The sequence below is a fragment of the Vibrio sp. SCSIO 43140 genome, from assembly GCF_023716585.1.
Lineage (GTDB): Bacteria > Pseudomonadota > Gammaproteobacteria > Enterobacterales > Vibrionaceae > Vibrio > Vibrio maritimus_B.
Genome location: NZ_CP071850.1, coordinates 1,030,249 through 1,051,183 on the forward strand (window position 1 = coordinate 1,030,249; position 20,935 = coordinate 1,051,183).

General features: G+C 40.1%; 14 protein-coding genes, 1 other RNA gene and 1 pseudogene. 13 read left to right on the top strand and 3 right to left on the bottom strand.

Translation table 11 applies throughout. The annotated features are described in order from the left end of the window. The first annotated feature begins 9 nt into the window (after positions 1-9). The 4 genes from J4N45_RS04935 (at position 10) to J4N45_RS04950 (ending at position 5,543) form a co-directional block, all read left to right on the top strand. On the top strand, positions 10-2,475 hold the full coding sequence (locus J4N45_RS04935; protein ID WP_252013860.1) for a fimbria/pilus outer membrane usher protein: 2,466 nt from the start codon (positions 10-12) through the stop codon (positions 2,473-2,475). Beyond that, complete coding sequence (stbD, locus tag J4N45_RS04940) at positions 2,472-3,827, top strand: fimbrial usher protein StbD (protein WP_252013862.1); 1,356 nt, start codon at positions 2,472-2,474, stop codon at positions 3,825-3,827. Before J4N45_RS04935 ends, stbD begins: the two co-directional genes overlap by 4 nt. Before the next feature lie 28 nt (positions 3,828-3,855). Beyond that, complete coding sequence (locus J4N45_RS04945) at positions 3,856-4,542, top strand: fimbria/pilus periplasmic chaperone (protein WP_252013863.1); 687 nt, start codon at positions 3,856-3,858, stop codon at positions 4,540-4,542. Between the two features lie 137 nt (positions 4,543-4,679). Further along, positions 4,680-5,543, top strand: coding sequence for an XRE family transcriptional regulator (locus J4N45_RS04950; protein ID WP_252013865.1), 864 nt, complete (start codon positions 4,680-4,682; stop codon positions 5,541-5,543). A 726-nt stretch (positions 5,544-6,269) separates the two neighbouring features. Here the strand turns inward: J4N45_RS04950 and J4N45_RS04955 are convergent. Continuing rightward, complete coding sequence (locus J4N45_RS04955) at positions 6,270-6,629, bottom strand: VOC family protein (RefSeq protein ID WP_503056085.1); 360 nt, start codon at positions 6,627-6,629, stop codon at positions 6,270-6,272. 137 nt (positions 6,630-6,766) lie between these two features. Continuing rightward, a complete protein-coding gene (locus tag J4N45_RS04960) occupies positions 6,767-7,183 on the bottom strand; it encodes a hypothetical protein (protein ID WP_252013868.1) in 417 nt (138 codons plus the stop codon). Positions 7,184-8,675: 1,492 nt separating this feature from the next. On the opposite strand from J4N45_RS04960, the gene J4N45_RS04965 reads away from it, so the two are divergent. The 9 genes and pseudogenes from J4N45_RS04965 to ffs all read left to right on the top strand — a co-directional run bounded on the left by J4N45_RS04965 (position 8,676) and on the right by ffs (position 19,697). Next, positions 8,676-11,360: a polysaccharide lyase 6 family protein gene (locus J4N45_RS04965; RefSeq protein ID WP_252013869.1), complete on the top strand. Its 2,685-nt coding sequence runs from the start codon at positions 8,676-8,678 to the stop codon at positions 11,358-11,360. A gap of 457 nt (positions 11,361-11,817) precedes the next feature. Beyond that, positions 11,818-12,028 (top strand): annotated as a pseudogene (locus J4N45_RS04970) (TA system antitoxin ParD family protein). 461 nt (positions 12,029-12,489) lie between these two features. Beyond that, the gene (locus J4N45_RS04975) at positions 12,490-13,236 is read left to right on the top strand and encodes a hypothetical protein (protein ID WP_252013871.1); all 747 of its coding nucleotides are present in this window, start codon (positions 12,490-12,492) and stop codon (positions 13,234-13,236) included. Positions 13,237-13,405: 169 nt separating this feature from the next. After that, positions 13,406-13,795, top strand: a complete 390-nt coding sequence (locus tag J4N45_RS04980) for a hypothetical protein (protein WP_252013872.1) — start codon at positions 13,406-13,408, stop codon at positions 13,793-13,795. A gap of 300 nt (positions 13,796-14,095) precedes the next feature. After that, complete coding sequence (locus tag J4N45_RS04985; protein WP_252013874.1) at positions 14,096-14,608, top strand: DUF6680 family protein; 513 nt, start codon at positions 14,096-14,098, stop codon at positions 14,606-14,608. Positions 14,609-14,711: 103 nt separating this feature from the next. Then, on the top strand, positions 14,712-15,593 hold the full coding sequence (locus J4N45_RS04990; RefSeq protein WP_252013876.1) for a DUF4238 domain-containing protein: 882 nt from the start codon (positions 14,712-14,714) through the stop codon (positions 15,591-15,593). Between the two features lie 226 nt (positions 15,594-15,819). Next, the gene (locus J4N45_RS04995) at positions 15,820-17,562 is read left to right on the top strand and encodes a hypothetical protein (RefSeq protein WP_252013878.1); all 1,743 of its coding nucleotides are present in this window, start codon (positions 15,820-15,822) and stop codon (positions 17,560-17,562) included. Continuing rightward, positions 17,546-19,246, top strand: a complete 1,701-nt coding sequence (locus tag J4N45_RS05000; protein ID WP_252013880.1) for a hypothetical protein — start codon at positions 17,546-17,548, stop codon at positions 19,244-19,246. The genes J4N45_RS04995 and J4N45_RS05000 overlap by 17 nt, the downstream gene beginning before the upstream one ends. A gap of 354 nt (positions 19,247-19,600) precedes the next feature. Then, positions 19,601-19,697: signal recognition particle sRNA small type (gene ffs, locus J4N45_RS05005), an RNA gene on the top strand. Between the two features lie 516 nt (positions 19,698-20,213). Here ffs and J4N45_RS05010 read toward each other — a convergent pair. After that, on the bottom strand, positions 20,214-20,786 hold the full coding sequence (locus J4N45_RS05010; RefSeq protein ID WP_252013881.1) for a hypothetical protein: 573 nt from the start codon (positions 20,784-20,786) through the stop codon (positions 20,214-20,216). Positions 20,787-20,935: the final 149 nt, after the last annotated feature.

The window sequence follows — 20,935 nt, forward strand, 5'->3', positions numbered from 1 at the left end:
AGTTCTGTTATGAAAGTGAATGAAGTTCGTACTATTACACTATTTATTCTGCTAGGTTTTCATAATCTTGCTATAGGACATGACTTTAATGTGGCACTACTACAAGGGGATGTAGATGTAAGTAATTTGGCATCGGAGTCTGAATTTATACCTAGCCAAAAAAATGACGATGTATTGATTGTAGATTTGTATTTAAATGAAGGCCTAAAAAGAACTAATGTTGAAGTTAGGTCTGCTTTTAATTCAAGCGTAAATAGGAATGAGCCATGTCTCATCGAAAGTCAGTTATTAGACATGGACTTAAGTGTGCCCAAGAGTAAATCTGATTGCTATTTTGTATCCAATTTGGTTCATTCATCAAAGTGGGAATACGACTCGTCGCTGTTTAAACTCAAGTATACAGTACCTCAATCACTGTTGAAGAGAAAAATCCGAGGAGATATAGCCCCTAGTAAGTGGGATAAAGGAATTTCCGCTCTATTTGTCAAGCATAACACCAACTATTATGTAACAAACTATCATGACGCAATTGCAGAACATTACGTGACAAGTAGTCTGAAAAGCGGAGTTAATCTTGGTTTATGGCAATTTAGACACGATGGTTTCTTCAGAAAAAACAACAATACTTCTCAATACAATGTGGTTAATAGTTACTTGAAGAGACCAATTAGTGGTATCGGGGGAGTTCTTACTTTGGGTGAGACTAGTACCTCAGATGGACTATTTTCCAGCTTATCTTTTACAGGTTCAAAACTTGAGACAGATAAGCGAATGTGGCCACAGAGTAGACTTGGGTACGCCCCTGAAGTCATAGGTCAAGCGTTAACGAATGCCAAAGTATCGATAGTTCAGAATGGACAGGTGATTCGTGAGGTGACGGTACCTCCAGGTCCATTTGTAATAAGTGATCTTAATGACACCGAAAGTCAGGGTGATCTTCAGGTAATCATTAGAGAGTCTGATGGTTCGGTGAATACGTATACAGTTCCATATTCTTCAGTTCCGCTATCGATGAGACCTGGAAACAGTGTTTACAGTTTGGTTTTTGGGGATGTTAGAGGTTACGGGTCGGAGAATAGTTTGTTTGTTCAAGGGTCATTACAGAATGGTGCTAGCAACCAACTAACGATAAATTCTGGATTTCGATTGGGGTACCGTTATCAATCATATCTTACGGGCGGCGTTTTATCTACATCAGTTGGAGCTTTTGGAATCAAGGGGATATATGCCTTTACACAAGTCCATGAAAATGAACCAACAACTAATGGATGGCAACTTGAAACATCCTATGGTCGAACTTTTAAAACAGACACTCATGTCTCCTTGCTAGCATATAGGTTTTCATCTGAAGGTTATATGGACTTGTCAGATGTGCTCGGAAAAAGAATGTTGAACGCAGAAAGTGAGTATCTCAATGATCTAGACAGCTTTAGACAAAGAAACAGGTTTACATTGTCGGTTAGTCAATCATTAAGTAATTTTGGGACTTTAAATGTAAGTGGCTCATTAGTCGATTACTACAATACCAATAAATCTAGTATCAACTATCAGGCGTCATACAATAGTAGTTGGCGTAATGTGTCTTACAATGTCTCGATGGGCAGGCAATATAATCTAAGTACTAAAAGTGCTTCCAAATATGAAGATATTTTGTCAGTGGGCTTGTCTATACCATTCGATATCTTTGAGCGTCGTTCATCCGTTGGCTTTAACTATACTACAAATTCAGCAGGAGAGTCAGCAACGTCCACTTTAGCTGGAACTATTGGGAGCAAAGCACAAGTAGCATATTCTGCCTTTTCTGGGTTAGAGAATAGCAAAAGCACTTATGGGGTTAACGTTTCAACTAAAACAAAATTTGGGGGTGTCTCCATAGGTTCAGTGTCTGGTCAAGGCTATACACGATTATCTGCAGGTTTATCAGGAACAATTTTAGGGCACCAAGAAGGGTTAACTTTTGGTCCCTATACGAGTGAGTCTTTTGCGTTAATTCATGCAGAGGGTGGAAGAGGATTAGAAGTTCTAAACGGTCAAGGAGCCGAGATTGACGATAATGGATACGCAATACTACCATCTATCCCTTCTTATCGTTCTTCAAAAGTGGCTCTTCAGGCATCTTCGGACACATACAAAACAGTAGAACTCAAGACAGACAGTAAGAGCGTCGTCCCATATTCTGGTGCTATTGTCAAAGTAACATTTGAGACAATTAGTGGTGTAGCGGTATTAATGACCGTTAAATTTGAAGATGATCAGTATCCACCCATTGGTGCAGTAGTATATGACGATAGAGGTAATAAGGTTGGAGTTGTAGGGCAAAGAGGACAAGCCTACGCAAGGCTTAAAAAAGATACAAAGACAGTATCGGTTCATTGGAATAACGGTAGAAAATGCCTCATAAATATAAGAGGAGATATATTTTCTGAAGTAGTTCCTTTAATAAATATGTCTAGTGTATGTGAGGTGGTAGAATGAGATGTGGTTACCATTTGGTTATATGTTTGGTAAGCTTCTATTCATGTTTTGCAAGTTCAAGTTGTCTTAAGCTTAATACTAATAGTAGTTCGACCTATTTGTCTAATGAAGCATTAGCGCAAGGATACTATACGAGCGCTAACGTCGGCGGAGCATCCGATGGTAGCCATGGAAACCTCGGCTTACCCTCTACTATTAATATAAATAGTGGGTCGGCATTTCAACCGGATGGTACGGTTTTAGCTTACTCTGTTGCATCATTTTTAAATGCCTCGAACTCGACACCGTACGGTGATAAGCAAGTACTATTTCGTTGTGATTTGTCGGATAAAGATGAATTGTATGAATATTATTCAACAAATGGAGATGACCCCCGTAAGGGGCAGTATGAAGTGAGCGGTGTCCCAGGGGCTTACTATTCTGACTATCGATATGCGGCATTTCGTTTAACGAATCTTTCTACTGGAGAGTATTATACAAGACGTTGGAAAGCTAGAAAGATTAATCCATCTGAACTTTTTAGTGATAATCAATATATCTATGTTCACGCCGGAGCTTTTAGTGATGTTGGGATAGAGGTGATAAAGGTTAGCAATAGTGGGACTAATTATGGATATAACTATGGGAGATATACACCTAGCCACAGCGGTAATATGGGCTATATCGCTTTTAAAGGAGGAGGCAGAAGTTCAGGACTCTCTGTAGGCTGCGACCATGGAGGTGGTTGTTATAGTGGGTGGTATCATGATTGGCCTGGCGCTTGGGGCTGGAGAAATCAAGTTACTTTTATAAGGGGAGCGTATTGCCAAGTAACAGATTACACACACCATATTCTTTTTCCGACGGTCACTAAAAATGAATTGAATAGCGGACTAAGTGTAGCTATTCCTTTCTCAATAAGTATAAGTTGCGAGTCAAATGCAGTCTCTGGTACTTCACAGAATACTAGTAGTAGCGCATCTACAACAGCGAGACCAGTGTCAATAGGTTTTCTTGTGCCATCAAGCTACGCAGTTGCAAATGCTCAAGCTCTTGGGCTGACAACAACTTCTGGAGGATTGACCCATTTGCTAAGCAATGACTACGGACACGTAGGAGTTGCGACGGGAGTGGGTGTCAGGATCTATGATAGCTCTAATAATCCTCTGCAGTTGCTATCTAGTTTGCAAACCGGGACTGGAACTGCTGCTGGTTGGTATGGTTACAAACAACTTACCCAATTAGTTTCTACAGAACCCGATCACAACGTATATCAGGGTGACTTTGTTGCATCTTTAGAAAAACTACCAAATGAAAGTGTCGAACCAGGGAAAATGTATGCACAGCTACAGATTGTTGTTAGTTTCCAATAGACATATATGTTTACTTTGGTTATTGCTGATGTTTATAAAAACTGCGTATGCCGATGTAAATATAGACAGAACAAGAATTGTTATTGGTTCCTCTGAATATGATACCGAACTAAATATAGTAAATTCGGGGTTTGAGCCGAAACTAATTCAACTTTGGACAGATGAGGGGGACGTATTAGCTTCTCCCTCTGATATCAGCACTGAGGTAATCGCGTTACCTCCAATATTTATTTTAATGCCAAATGAGAAAAAGAACATTCGAATTGTACTAAATAGGCGCGAACTAATCCACCAAGAAGTCGAGTATCTTAGATGGTTGAACATACTACAAATACCTCAGAAAAATAATTATGAAACAACTGATAAAAAAGTTCTAATTCCTATCCGGTATAGAGTCAAGGTTTTAGTAAGACCTGAAGGACTTGATAATCCAAATATATCGGATTATAAAAAATTAAGTTTTCATGTAGTTGATGACATTCTAGTGGTCGAAAACATGACAAAGTGGTACGTGAACCTCCTATCGATTCAGTTGCTTGGACAAGAACTGGGTGGGGCTACATTGCCTCCTTTAGAAAGACTAAAGTTATCAACTAGTGCTCTAGATAAAGATATGAGTTTTGGAGAGATAAAATATACCGTTATTCTGGATGATGGTGGTCACGCAGATTTTATTTCCCAAGCAACCCGAAATGTTGAAAACGACCAATTTTAACCTGAGCACTTTTGAACTTATACGTGCTTATAGTATTGCATCAATGATTAAAGGAGATAAGAAATACAATGCAGAGTATAACTTTCGGAAGTCTGTTATCTAGTTGGCTAAAGGACCAACATGTATCAAGGAAGACTTTGATTGCATTATTACAAAATAAATACTATGAAGAGTTCTGTGGTTTGGACGCTATAACACTTTCTCGTTGGATTAATGGAAGAAGTAGACCTGCATTCTATAAACAGCTATTAATAGCTAAAGTTCTAGGTAAAAACCCGATCGATTTTATACTCGTTGTGGGTAATCATGAAAAGTACTCTAAAAAGTCGCTTATAATTGTTGATGCTTTAATAAAATCTTTGGATTTGTCTTTAAGCGTACTATCCTATCAAAATGTACCAGATAAGATTGTCAGTGAGATTGTTACACATAATAACCAAGAGCACTCAAGATATTTTGAACAATTCTATTCAAATGTATCTGCATTGAAGCAATTTCGTGTAGAGTTGTTGAACTTAGAAAATCGTAAACATCATACTATACTTTTGAAAAACCAAAGAGGAACCGTTGTTGGACATTGGTCTACTATTTTAGACTTTCAATCAGATGACTTTTCTTCGCTGCCTAAAACCATTAAACTTGAAGAAGATAGAGCTTGCATTGTACAACTAGGTTACTTTATGAATTCAGAGCACTTTTTTGAGTTAGTAGTTCAAGCTTCATGTTACTACCTTGAGAAACTGTGGAAAAATAAGGAAGTAGTCTACATTTTTGTGGCTGGTAAATTTGTCGTTGATTTCTGTGTGTTAGTTTTTGGTGCGGAAATTGTTCAGTATTATAGACCAAGGAGAAAAGAAGATAAGCTAGGAGTCTATTTGATTAGATTTAATATTGTTAAAGCTATTTCTAATCAAGTTATTCTACCAAAAATAAAAAATAAACTTGAATGTGTCATTAACTGTAAGAACTGCGGATTATGCAACTTAAACAAGTTCATGTGACAGTGTTCATTGTGGCGACTTTCTGGAGAAAGTCCAACTCTTCCAAGCTTAGTATCTGAGTGCTCTCATGTTCCTTTTTTTCTATTTGATTGAGCAACTTAATCAAAGTTTGCTTTTGTCTTAGATTAAGGTCTTCTATCTGAGCGATAAAAGCATTGAATTCACTTTGATTCATCGCATATGGTCTCCAGTACTGAACCATTTTACATCAGAGAATAAGTTAACAAATGATACAAAGAACATGTTAAGTTTTTTGTTCTCAGGGATAAAATAAAAACTACTTAAACAGTGGATGCACCTGCATTTAGTTAGATTCTTAAAGAAAATTGTCTCAAGTAAGTTCTTTTTAGTCTGTTTGTATACTTCAAATCTAAGGCATACTGGGCAATATGTAACACCTAGATTGGTTTTCTTATTCGTGTCTAAATCCATGCTATTTACTATTATAAAATTGTATATTTGGGTAAACTTAGTTCATTTACCATAGAATTGCTCATTAATTTGTAATCACTATACGTTGCGAATAGGAACAATATTACGTTAATGATTTAAGAATGTTCGCCTCGTATAACAATGATGTGGTTTTAGGTTCTATCCAAGTCTAACTATCAAGTACAATCCAAAGGAAAGAGTTAACATTATGTATATACAACAAATTATGAAATCTGTTAGAGTTTTTCTTCTCATAGCTTTTACTCCTAACTCTTCCTTAATATAGTTTAAGCTCTATGATTGATAACGCTCGGACCAGACCGCGAATACATTGCCACTAGGTTCGCTAAAGTGGAAACGTAGGCCCCCCGGGAAATCGAATATTTCCTTAACTATTACTCCACCACATTTCAATACTCTTTCATACGTTGCCTCAATAGAAGAGCTATAGAATATTAACAGTGCACCGCCTTCTCTGTTATCCGAAAACAATTCCGCTTTGTAGAACCCTCCATTAATTTTCTGATCTGAAAAAGCTGTATATTCGTCACCATAGTCTACAAAAGTCCAACCAAAGGCTTCACGAAAGAACTGTTTTGTTTGGATCAGATCTCTGGCAGCAAACTCTACATAGTTTAGCTTTTCTTTTTTCATTAACATCGTTTCTCTCTGGATTCTAAAGTAACATGACAAGCGTTTTTCAAAAAAGAATAATATAGGATTTAATGCAACGTAGTTATGTCGAAAGTTGCACCTATTAAACTTAACTCCAAACATCACACCTTTAGAAGTCAAATTTTAATAATATTGTTGAATGCATAACCCTGCATATAGTAAGTTGAACCAATGAGTGTCTTATTGATTTCGTCTATAAACTTTTTATCTTCCACTCGTTCAATTATTACTTTTGCCCCTTGGTGTAAAGATTCTATTTCAGAGATGATACTTCTTAAAGACTCTTGCCCTTCATATTCTATCTTTACGAATTTATATAGTCCTTTGACTATTTCTCTTTCTCTTATGTCTTGACTTGAAGTATTATAATCATCTGCGGCCAGTATTACTCCTGACCTAATTAGAACTTCTAGTCCTATTTCAATTTTTGGACATTTCCCACAGAATATAAATTCTCTCTCTGTTATTTCTATAACAAGCCTTATATTCTTTCTTCTAAGAAATCCGTTTAGTATCACTAGTTCTTTTATCAATGAATTGTTACAAAGGTTGCATCGCTCAACGTTAATAAATATTTGTTTGGAATAAAATGGTGACATACATTTTTGAGAGTTGACTAAAGTAAACCAACGAGAGATTAAACTACTTAGATAGTATGCAGAGTTTATATCAAACTGAAAAAGATTCGTCCTCTCTACTTGAGTTAAAAACTCAGTGTCTGCTAGACATTCATAACCTATACACTTACCAAAGTGATTAACTATAGGTTCAAGTTTATAGCTATAAGATCTTCTTTGTGATGGTAAATGACTGCTATTTAGATAGTCGCGTAGGCTAGAACAAGTCAAAACACATATCTCAATTATACTAAGTTAAAAACATTTTAACGCTACTAGACGCAATCTGGTTAGCATTTAGCATGAACACATTTAGTTCTTGCTAACACTCAAGCGATTCTTTCGGGTCGTTCCACTAGTTACCTTAGTACATTGGTGTCGACCGTTTCGTCTTCTTTTTCTAGAAGGTCTGTAGTTTATCTATTTGTGGTTTTGATATACCTCTTTACATTGTCATGACTTGAATTCTCCTTTTCTAGAGGAATAGTTAATCAAGTAGATTTCAGTTAGCATGTCGGGTATCGAAAAGCGATCTGTGCTAATCAAGAACCAACATTTTTTGTTACTATAGACCGTACTTCCTGTGAGCTGGAAGTACCTAGCAAATAGACGCTATTGGTGAGCAACTGTTGTTCATAACTAGTCTAATGTCTGTTTCGGCAGACATTAGGCTTTTTTTATATGCGAGTTGTATTTTTAATATCCCGGTGTGCCAGGCATGGATATCAAAGCTATTTCATGGCAAAGCTGACACTGAAACTTCTTTTTTGTTCTAGCTGTTACATATCTTTCAATGAAAGTTCTCTTTACACGGACCATTACACATAGTTTATTGCAGCAGGGACAGATTCCTTCGAATAGCATACTTAACCTTTATCTGGATGATTTTAGTAGAACAGTCTCTTAAAAAGCTAAAATTTTTATTTTGATGTTAACTACTCTTGAAGTGTTGGCATGAAAAGTCTAGTTCGTAGAGAGGTGCTAATTTTGGCTTGATATTATCACTTATAAGGGTTTTGCTCAGGTTTTCTATATAGCTATAGTGATTGGAGTTTAGTAGAGAGCAACGCGTAGACGTATCAACTAGTCTTATTATTCTAGCTCAGTACAAGCATGTTAAACGAAACAGCAGAGTGAAAACGTTGCAGAGCTGTTCTACACAAAAACAAAATAGTCCTGTTCAAATATTACTTTCCTAAATCAACATCAGAGTCTGTGACCAAGCTAAAATAACGCTATCTACGAGGTTGAAAATGCTATTGAATAAACAACAACTAGATGAATAGCATCACAGTTTGCATTCAAACCCATGCATTTTAAGTGGTTTTGTAGAACGGGTCACGGACGACATGGGAAATTTGTAACATTGTAATACAAATCCTAATATGTCGGAAAAGTGAGTTGTTTGATGAAACTGTCCAAGTTGAGTTTAATTTTAATTATGATACTGGGAGTTGGCTGTAGTGAAGACTCTACAACAACACCAAGTGGTGAGAGCGGCGGGGGTGGAGAAGAAACCACACCACCAGAGGTGCCTGGAGAGTCGAACGATCTACTATCAGCTTTGTTACCTGAGGCGATACTAACCGTACCTTCAGTGCAATGTTCAGAGGTGTTTGATTCGACGTCAGCACTGGAAAATGCGGTGTCTCAAGATATGACGGCGGGCACGACACTCTGTCTTGCGGATGGAGAGTACAGCGATCTCGAGATTACCTATGGTGGTGCTGGTTCTCTTGAGAGTCCAATCAAGGTCGCGGCACAAAACCCTGGTAAGGCGGTGATTACCGGCAACGCGAAAATTGCCATGGGTGGCAGCTATGTTCATCTACAAGGGCTAGTCTTCGATGGTGCGACTAGCAGTAGTAGCAACCTGATCGCGACCCGTTTTGGTACTCACAATCTGTGTCACAACTGTCGTATTACCGAGATTGCCATCATTGATGTTGACGCCAATGAGGGTATCACCTCCGGAGACAGCGCGTCAGGCGAGTGGGTGCATATCTATGGCAAAAATAACTGGCTCGATCATAGCATTCTAAGCGGCAAGACCACAGCATCACCAATGATCTCCTTCAATCGCTGGGTCTCGGATGATTGGGATGAACAAACCCAGCTAGCTGAGCTTGCGGAAGGGATCATTGTCTACAACAACTACATTGCCAACCGAGCGCCCGCAGAAGGGCAGATGTATGCTCAAAGCAGTGATAACAATTATGAAGCGATTCGTACCGGTTTAAGTGATACCCATCAATACGACGGTGACTCACTGATTGTGCGCAACCTATTTGAAAACATCCAGGGTGAAGCTGAGGTGGTTTCAAACAAGGCCACAAACAACAATATTAGCTTTAACACTGTGTTAAACAGCTATGGCTCAATCACTACTCGTCACGGTGGCGGTGCCACGATTAGTAATAACTTCATCTTAAGCCAAGACTATCCATTTGCAGGCGGTCTGAGATTGGTGGATGGCGATCATGTGGTCACTAACAACTACATTCAGGGAGCTCGCTACAAGAACACCACCCATCACGGTGGTATCGTACTGATGGGTTCGGATGGGGCAGGAGACGGTGACAATGGTTACCAACAGTTCGAGAACGTTCATGTCGCACACAATACCATCGTCGACAGCGTCAACAGCTTAAACATTGATGGTGGATCTAAATCGACGGCCCCAAAACAGGCCTATTTAGCCAATAACCTGATTGATAAGGCAATAGGCCCGGTGCTAACACAGTCGGAGCGAGGCTTTGATGCATCGACACAAGTGGCAGGGAACATAGTGTTTGGTCAAGAGTTTGCCGACAGTGACACCCTACAGATTGGAGAACCTGGCTTTGAGTTCTATAGCGCTGAGTTAGTCCAAGATGAGAGTGGGGTTTATCGACCATCTGTGGACTCACCCAATCTCGATGCCGTTGCCGGCTATGAAAAGGGCGAGTTTGATGACGTGGTGATCGATCTCGACGGTCAAGTACGCAGTGAAACCACCGCCTCGGGGGCTGACGAGTTACTGACATCATCAATTATCTACGCGCCACTGAGTTATCAAGACGTAGGTCCGTTGAGCTACCAACTCGATAAGCCACAAGCAATCATGATTGAAGTCGCGTTGCAAAATCCAGCCTTTGATGACGGACTGAGCGACTGGAGTTATCAGGATGCATCGATAGTGGCTGGTGAGCAGGCATTCTCTCGAGATAGCAGCCTGCAGCTTCAATCGGCCAGTGTCGCCAGCCAAGATGTTGCGCTGCAAGCAAACACTCGCTACGCCTTGTCCGCGTTTGTTAAAGGTAGCTATCAACTCTCATTAGGCGATGAGGTGCAGCTGCAAGGGCAAAATGTGACTGATTACACATGGGTTAGTCAAGAGTTTACTGCGCAGAGCGACAGTGTTGTCTCCCTCGTCCTCGCTATGCCTGATAGCGTCACGGTTTTTGCCGATATCATTGACCATCAGCTTGGGCAGTGGCGAGCCGATTCTGGATCCAGCGAGGTATGGAAAACCTATGAGGGCAGCGCTGATGGACTCGGGGATGTTGGGAGCTCTGGCGACAGTGCCTTTAATGATGCCGCAGGCGGTAATGGCTCGGCGCGAATTCGTTTCAAGGATAGCGAATCAAGCCACGATTTCGACTCGAAACCTGGCATGAGTCAAATAGTGGATGAGTTACCGACCAATACCGATATGACCTATGCGCTCTATTATTGTGATAACAAAGGCGATAGTTCATTAAGTACCTTGTACTACGGCGTGCGTCTACCCGGTGAGGGCAGCATCGTTGCACACGCGAGAGCTCATGTAAAAGATCTCGATGAGGCGCCGCGAGGCAGTGTCAAGGATTGCTTCCGTCAAGTCACGCTTGACTTTAATACCCAGGACTATGACTCGCTGGAGCTATTTGCCCTAATGGAGATCGACACCACTAACTTCACGTCGGAGCAAATTCTAGCAAGCGATCAGTATACAGATAATGAACTTGAGGTTCGAATTGACGAGTTCTCACTCAGTTACCTAGGTGAGCCTGCAGATGACTTGGTTGGTTATATTGATGATGTGCGACTAGTTATGCGAGTAGAAAGATAAAGAAAATAGTCCCTTAAAATTACTTAAGGGGCTTGGCTTTTCGTTAGTAGTTTAAGAGCCCACTTAGCAATCTTGTTTAGGTATAGTGTTGTAAGCAACTATCTATCCCCTTCGCGGAAGTCGTTGTAGCGACGCTATATCGATGCCTATAATCTTGATTATCTTACAGTCATACAATCAAAAGAAGCTAGGAGTTAGCCAGCATGAATAGCGGGTCAATTTCAATTTTACCTAAGGTGATTACAATTTTACCCTATATTCAAAATTTATCTGCCAGCGCACTTCAATGAGCTGTATTTGACTAAGTTTCTCCGATGCCCAGTACGCTTACCTCTCCTTTCGCAGGGAGAAATCGCGTTCCCGACTCTTGCCTCTTTAGGCCAAGATGTTCATTGGCAGTTGCTGTGGTAGATTGCTACGATTCAAACTACGAGAATCAAAAATCAAGGGCAACGCCGTGGCAACCACAAACATAAGAATTGACCAAGAGCTTGCAGATGAAAGCGGCTGTTATAGCGAAAGCGCTTAATCGTACAACGTCAAAACAAATCGAACATTGGGCAAAAATTGGCGTACTGATGAAGGATAATCCTAATTTGCCTTATGAGTTTGTTAAGCAAGTTATTATCGGCAAGGCGGAAAGAGAAGCAGGCAAGCTTGTGGCTTAAAGCTTTGACTAAAATCCTCCTATGTTTTCCAAACACCGATCTTTGAGAAAGCCTTTAAAAAGTTACACAAAAACCAAGAACAAGATCTCGATGAGGTGGTCAGTTCATTCCTTGATGTAGTGGATTAGTAGCTTTGACAAATCGATAAGGGAGTTGCAATACCTTAGCTCATTCGTTAAACGCTAATTTAGGGTAGGCTGTAGCTCACTTTTGCCCCAAACCTTCTTAGAACCTGCGAACGGAAAATCTAGCCAGTACTCCAGTAAACTAAGTTAACCTATTCCTTACTTTGATCTCTAATATGGAGTTTTTCCGTATGTCGCCCCCACAACTATATGCCGATTCACATAACAGATTGATACCAGTTGAGTTTCATAGTAAACAGCAGCAACATAGGTAGAATGCAAAGACGGGAAAGACTGTATTTAAAGCGTTATGTGTAACGAGGTAGATTTACGTTAATGAGAAAAATTGACTTAGACTTGATGTTAAAAGTTGCAAACAAAATTTCGTTATTGGCGTTTGTTCTGTATCTATTTTCAATGCTCGTGTTTCCATTTGTAACTTCAAATTTCAATTGGGAGCATGTTCATTCTGTTTGGTATACATGGCAAGCTCTAAACGTCGGCGTTTTAGCATTTGCTTCTAGCGTAATAGCCTTCAACATATCAAGATACAATGCAAATAAACAAACTGAACGAGAGTTTATTGCTTCGAAAGCGCTATTACCAAAGGCCTTAAGCGAGCTTTGCGAGTATTGTGAAGAAAGCAGTAAAATTGTTGTGGAGTCATATGAAAGAGGGCGTTCGAGAAAGCTGCGAAGAGATAAGTTGACTGCCACCGTAACCCCATACCCGGACTTTCATGTGGCTGTATTTCAAGATTGTATTCGACACGCACAGCCTGAAATCGCGGACTACTTGGCAAATATTTTGATGCTATTGCAAATTCATCACTCAAGAATGCAGTCAATGCCCTTAGAGACTGGCTCAAACTATTCTTACTATAAATCTTGCGTTTATAGTTTAGCTCATATTCAAGTATTAATTGATAACATTTTTGACTTTGCGCGTGGTATGGAAGAGTTTGAAAAGAAAGTTATGAGTTGGGAACAATATGCTGGCATATATAGGCGTTTTGGTATCGATACTGATGATTGCGAAGACTTAAAAAAATTTACACTTTCGCAGATTTCAAAAAACACGTAGCAAAGAGTTTAAGGGAGATTCTCAACGCTTGGCTTTAGCTTTTGTGTTTATAGCACAATGGTTTAGGTTGGGTCTTGGCGTTGTGTCCCCCTTTAATTCGGTGTTATGTGCTTCGCGCGGAAGACGCAGATATTTATACAAAGATTAAGTTACAGACTGGGAGTTATATATGAGTAAGGTTGTTTGGGTACCAGCGCCTCTAGGTATAAAAGGAGATTTAGCATCTTGGAAGTCTTTTATGGATAGAAACTATCCAAACCCTATAGTAGGGAATATATATTTGATGACTTACGATAACGGTGAGCGCGTAGGATATAGCTTTAAAGGGATTCACCCTGTTTCCGGAGATAAATGGTGGGAGAGAGTGAAGGAAGAGGTTATAGAGACCTATTTCGATAAGTGGTTAAAGGATGCCGTTATGGGAGAAGAAGGTTCTGTTCTCACTGGCATGACCCAAGCACTTGACCCTGATATAAGAGAAAGTATGGAGTCTCTTTACGATGAAGGTTTTGACGAGGAAATCTTAGCAGATTTCGCCCACCAAATGAGTAAACGTTAAGATACTTAGAATTTAATGGGATAATATGGGTTTTAAGAAAACACACAGCAAACGCTTTAAGACAGATTCGCAACGCTTGGCATTTTACTATGCGTTGATTTAAGTGATTAAGGCAGTGTGGGAGAGCACCGTATTGCGTTGCTCACCACTTAAGCGGGCGTTAGCGTTCTACCACGATACCTCAGAAGTGCATGGTTATCGCACGAAATCCTTACAACAAGAACTAGCTCAACGATGGCAAACGTGTATTTTATTAAACTGGTGTATTAGCTTTCAAGCAATGTAAAAAAGGGACTTTCAATGACAATATCTGATTGGCTAATGATTTTAGCTGTTCTCCTGGGGCCAATTGTAGCTGTGCAACTGACAAAATATTTAGATGTCCAGAGCGCTGCGAAACAACGTAAACTTGATATCTTTAAAACACTAATGGCGACGAGATCCTACACTACACACTGGGATCATGTAATGACTTTAAATCGCATTGATCTAGAGTTTAATACTAGCCACAAAAAAGAAAAAGAAGTTGTGGAAGCGTGGAAGGCATATTTAGACTTGCTTAGAGATCGTTCAATGTCACCTGAACAATGGAATCTTAAGCGTGTTGAACTTTTAATCGAGCTCTTGCATAAAATGGCGTTAGTTTTGGATTACAGCTTTGATAAAACGCACATCAAAAACTCATCCTATTCACCTGTTGCTCATGGAGATATTGAAAACCAGCAAGAGCAAATTCGTAAAGGTTTATCTCAGTTACTTGAAGGCAGAGCTTCAATACCTATGCATATCACTAACTGGCCAAACGAAAGCTAACAAAGCATTTTAGAGTGATTCGCAATGCTTGGCATTTTAGCTTAGCTCAATTACAGCCAAGCGCGACTCACACCTTAATGAGGCTATATGTATGAGGTGAATTTTGAGTTCAATTAATCATCATTATGTTCCGCAACTATACCTACGAGGCTTTGTAGCAGAGACAGGTCGCATTCAAGTATTCGATAAGCAGTTGAGCTTATTCAAGAAAGATAAGCAAACGCCTCGAACGATACTATTCGAAAAGCATAGAAATACAGTTACACATCGAGGTGTACGAACTGATGCATTGGAAAAGCTCTATGGGACAATTGAAGCGCCACTGGGACAGTTTTTTGACTCAGTTCGTAAAGGGTTGTCGGTAGATGAGTTAATATCCAAAGAAGGCATATATCTTCTCAAGGTATTTGTAGCCTTTCAATTTTGGCGAATGCCTTTGCTCGATCCCTTTGTAAGACAGTACATTAAAACCCTAGACCTAGCACAGTTTGGAAGCAGAATTACATTGAATGGGGTCAATATTGGCGATTGTGAATTAGTCAAAGAAGCATTGGATAATGACTCTGGGTTCAGGCATTACTTTCGTAGCTTCATGTTACCCCTCTTAACGTTTGACTTCAGGGTGCATGATAGTGATTACGAGACATGGAAAGTCCATCATGTTTCGCCAGAAAACGGTGATTGGAACAACTTTTTAACGGGTGATAATCCACTACTCATTGATGACTTGGCTCAAATGTCAGCATTTAATTCTAAGTTTATTATGCCTCTATCGAACAATCAGTTGGTCACCTTTTCACCAGTTCAAAATCACGCAATGAACCTAGATCCGATGTTTACAACTTATTTAGCAATGGCTACATATAATCAGTGTCATCGATATGTTGTTGGTACTAATAAAGATTATATCGAGCAAATTAAGTCACTCTTGGGGTCGGCAGTTGAACCCGAGAGTTTGAGGGCCGAGTTGTTTAAATACATATAACAAATGTCTAAGGCCCCCAACATACTTTTCCTAATCTGACAGAAACGCCATAGACCATCAATTCTAAAACGTTTCTGTCCAGAACCGTCACAGGATGCACTTCGTAACTCGGAAGTGCCCCAAAACATTTTAGGCTCTTTCTAACTCTCAATTCGAGCACCTTATGTTTGACCTATTTTTTTTTATCCAACAAAGTGTTTCGTAGCTGTCTAGTTAGGGGCAAGAAATGTCATTAGAGGAAACAAAAGTTAGGTTGCTAACTGCAAGTGGAACAGCAGATGGTTTGCTGACACAGATTAATGATTTGTATGTTCAAGAAATAGAAAAAGAAGAGAAAGTCTTAAATGACGCACTATCTGAACTGCATAACTCAGATAAAATTAATCTCATAGAAACTGTCGGGAGCCTTGATAACAGCGTAAGGGAAAACGGTTTTTTCACTGTTCTGCATACCTTTGAAAGCGTACTACCTTCACTAGATGCAAGTGTTGAAGATGTCCTGTGCTGCTTGCTTCATCTTACGCAGCAGGCTGGAAGAGATTTGGCCATTGGTGGCGTCTATGGAGCCTTTGAACGTTTCTGTAGAGTGGAAGCGCATCGCCCCAGCGATAGTGTTGGATTTATCCTCGCACAAAGTGAGCTAAGTTCATTTGCTCCTTTTCTCTCTAGCTCAATCCTCGCATACGGCTCAGATCGTGTGAACGACGCTATCCAAACTACAGAAAACCTAATTGCCAATAGTAATGAGATGGTAAGAAGTCAGGCCTATTTTACTCTCGGAAGGCTTAAGGTATGTGAAACGCAGGCCAATGTCATTTGGGAGCTACTTAGCAGCAGAACCTGTGGCGAACGTGAAAGTGGCTGTTGTGCTTCGATATTGCGATCAACAATTAACTTCGGAGATGCATTCCCAGCTTATTGGTCGCAGATTGAAGATTTTCTAATTACGTTTGTTGAGGGAGCTCGTCCAGAGGTTCTCTATGAGATATCACATATTGTTGCCTTTCAGCGAGCCGACCTACCGGAGGGTGTTCTAGAGCTTCTAGTAAAACAGTTGGCCAATGTATCCCCGGAGCACAAAGGTACTATAGATAATGTCGACCATATATTGGTCAGTCTAGTTGAGAAGGGGGACTCCCCCCTTGCCCTAAAGCTATTAGAATCGACTTTGAATGTAGGCGTGAAGCTCCCCCAGTTGGATTACTTTTCCGGAGAGCTACTGAGCAAGCACAGTAATCTACTTAATCACATCGTTACAAAGTGGTTTTTGTCTGGTGATTCCACACTTTGCCACGGTGTTTTAGATCTACTTCATGATGTTACGGGCAAGGATGTCGAGCTAGAGGCAGAAGTGGCACTGCTAGGTGATGAGGTGAAGCAAGTGTTTGTTAGCCGCAAGGCTGTCGGCTGGCTGTTTACTCGGCCTGTTGCGGCTGCAAGCTTCATTCTATCTATTTACGAAACTGCTTCGAAAACTACTCGTAATGAGCTTGAACAGGTTTTGTATGAACCCTTGCTTTTCAGTTATCCAGGGGAGCTTAAGCGATTCTTCCAATCATGCATTGATAAAGGCTTTCAAGCACACCCATGTGAGCGATTACTTGGTAAGCTTCAAGCTTATCATTCAGATATTGAAAAAGTCTCTGGGCTAAAAGAGTTGATGGCACCTAGAGAAAATATCAGCGTTTATTGGAAAGAATCTAACAAGAGTATCCAGACAGCCTACGAAGATGCATCAAGAGGATCGTTTATCGATCTAATAGCAACGAAGCAGACTCTCTTGTATGGCAATAGCTCAATTTTTTACATGCAACTGGGGGATGGAGGGCAAGTACGGCAAGAGATGCAAATGCAGTCTTTTTCCCATTCGACTGAAATGCCAAGGTTGAACGTTTTAGACCCAGAATCACTCGATTATGTTCTACGAGTTTACCGTTGTGAGAGAATGAAAGATGAAGTTAATTCTTAAGCAATACTTAGCCTCGCTCAAAGAGCGCAAAGAATTGGATGCTGTATTGCCCGATCTATTGAGTAGTATGGGAATGAATGTATTCATTTCACCGACCCGTGGAGTCAAAGAGTACGGCGTTGATATAGCGGCTGTAGGGCAAATAAATGATCAGGAAGAAAAAGTCTATTTGTTCTCAGTAAAGTCGGGGAACCTTACTCGTGAAACTTGGAATGGAAAAGCCGATCAGGCTCTTAGACCCTCGTTAGATGAGATTCAGGATTCATTTATTCCCAGTCGTCTACCACCTGAACATAGGGATAAAAAAATAGTTATCTGCTTATGTTTTGGCGGAGATGTTGGCTCAGGGATTAGGCAAGAGGTCTCTGGCTATGAGCAGCGGAATACGCGTGATAATGTTTCTTTTGAAGAGTGGAATGGCGATAAGCTCTCTGAGCTTATTCAACAACATTTACTTAAAGAGGAACTATTACCCAACTCTAGTCAGGCTTTGTTAAGAAAATCCTTGGCTTTACTTGAGGAGGCTGAGAGTTCAGACAAACATTTCTCGCTATTGATTGATGAAGTTTTGTCAAATGCCACTGATGCCGATTCTATTGCATCGTCCATAACTCGGGTTAACGTTTGTTTATGGGTCTTATTTTCATGGTGTCGTGACGGTGGGAATTTAGAAGCTGCATATCTTTCATCGGAGCGAGCATTACTGCTGGCTTGGGATAAAGTTAAAGACCACTACACAGGAAGGAACAAGGCCTCAAAGTCATTCGATAGTATTTTGGATACGTATCAACAAATTACTGACTGTTATGTGGACCGATGTTTAATTCCATATGTTGGACTTAAATACGCGCTCTCTCATGCGGTTCATTCGCCATGTTCTATTGATGTAAACATTAAGCTGTTTGATGTGCTAGGGCGCCTAGCGGTTAAAGGTCATTGGATTTTAGATTCACTCTCTAAGAGTTATGCTGAAGAAACACCAACAGATGGCGAGACTGAAGAGCAAGAAAAATTACGGCTTCGCCTCAGAGAGGTAACGAATGCAATTAATCTTTTGGCTGTTAATAACCCAATGCTGCTGTCTCCGTATAAAGACTCACAGGCAATTGATCTTGGTCTAGCTTTAACTTTGCTTTCAAATAATTCAGAACTTGACAGTTTTGTGCAGAGTTGGCTCTCGGGGGTGGTCGATAAGTGTATTTTCACTTTCGAGTGTGATGGCATGTATCCAATCGTGAACAACTCTTACGAAAAGTTGCTTGCTCACAGAAACAAAGATAAGACCAACAGTGATTATAAGAACAAAGTTACGGAGGCTAGCGTCTTATACCCGCTGTTAGCTGTTTTTTGCTCTTTTTATAAACTAGATTCAGTAAGCCAAGATTTGGAAAAGTTTACCAAAGAGAAACTTACACATAGCACGTTACAGTATTGGTATCCAAACCAAAGTAGTGAGCAAGATATGTACTCTAACTCTCGTCCGCATGGTTCGGCATCAACAGATTTTCCAATGAATGGAAGCGCGGTGCTAGAACACATAACGCAAGAGTGTCTCAATGCTGACTCGTTCAAAAGTATGTCAGCCGTTACTGAAGGTAAGGCTCCTTTGGTACTGACGGCTTGTCGTTGCTACCGATATCCAGTCCCTTTTCATTATCTCGTGGATATGCTCAATGAATCTTAGTATATAATGAAGCTGAAGGCTTTTTCGCTCTCTTACGGAACTGAAATTCAATGAGTAGTAGAGATAGCCTTATTTCTACTAATCTGTGTTTAACTAAACACATAACTCATTCTGTCCAAAAGTTTGTTTCAGTGCTTTCTATTCAGTGTGTGCTTTCTATCCAGATGTGATTTCAACCCGGAGATAGCTCAACTTCTGAATGACAGAATAAAGAGGAGTTTCAAAATCAACTGCTGATTAGTAGACAGTAGTTAGAAGCTGTCGAGGTTTGCTTTACCGCGGATAAGTTCTTGCAATTTGGCGAATAATACTGATAATATCATCCATTCGCGAAAAGCGTCAGAATCTATGGGGTTTTGGTCCTCTCGCAACAATAGCATGTGAACTCGGTCAGGGTCGGAAGACAGCAGCCGCAGCGTGTGATTTGTGTGCCGAGATGTGGCTGGGATCCCACCCTTTAGAGAACCGCCTTTTGGCGGTTTTTGCTTATTGGGGATGGAGTAGTTCTGTCCAGGGTTGCTTTGCTATTTCCAAAAGTAGCTACCTACCATCCAGACTCAATCAACTGCTTAATCGGCGCCATCGTATCGTACACATCATAAAAAATAGTTATTGTTGGTTGCAGTGAGATCTTCAAGAGATTTATGCGTTAAGTAATGAGCCTCCGAAACCTGCAAAGTTCAAACTTATGACCTTACTTGGTGTAACTTTCTTTCAGCTTCAGAGACAAATTTGAGTTGGAGAAAAATTAGGACACTTTATGGTTTCATATTGGGATACATTATGGTTTTTACTTTTCTTTAACTTGTTGAATTTATTGCTAATGCATGGACGCTTTTTGATTCCAACCACATTAAAAACGCCGCTTTTATAAGCGGCGTTTTGCTATCTGAACGTTATCAAATTCTCTTGTACTGTTGTCATTAGTGTTGAGGTAGGAATCTTGTATCTGCGCGCGCTGTGCTCATTACTCCTCAGAAGCTAACACGCTAAGCTGGTCTGATTTTTTGAATACTGTAAACACGACATTCCCATTTTCGCCTCGAACTTCTATCTTATTGCTTGGTTGAAACACATCAAGTGTTTTCGGAGTATAGTGATCTTCTGTCGCAGATGAATAACCGATACGGTCTGCATGGTCGATCCTAAATTTGCTCTCTGCGAAGGTGCTTTCTATGAAGGTTGAGGGCTGAAAAGATGTGTTTTCAGTGAGCCTCGGTGAAATCAAATGCTCAGAGTAAACATCATCGATGTAATGCTCATAGGTTGAGAAATGCAGTTCAGACAGCATGCTTGGCTCGTTGATTAAATTAGGTGTAATGGATGCAAAACTAAGAATTGGTATATCGACCTCACTTTGACTTGTAACAAATAATGTAATTTTCGAATTGGGTGCCGTTTGTCGATTGTAAGGGGTAAAATTTGCAGACTTGAAGTGTGGGCTTTGTTCGGTAGCTTTATTTGAGATAACTCCTGGAGTTTTTTCCCAGTACCAAAATAATAAAAGTAAATATAGAGCAGGTATAACCACTTTTTTCATAAATCGAATCTTATATTAACTAGCTCATATCACTAGCTTACGGGTACTCTGAGTTTTTTATTGTAGGAATTTACTTATTTTGAATGCAGGCAGGAATTACTAAGGGCTGCGGTATTTGTAAATGTTAAGTAAATTCCTACAGATTATAT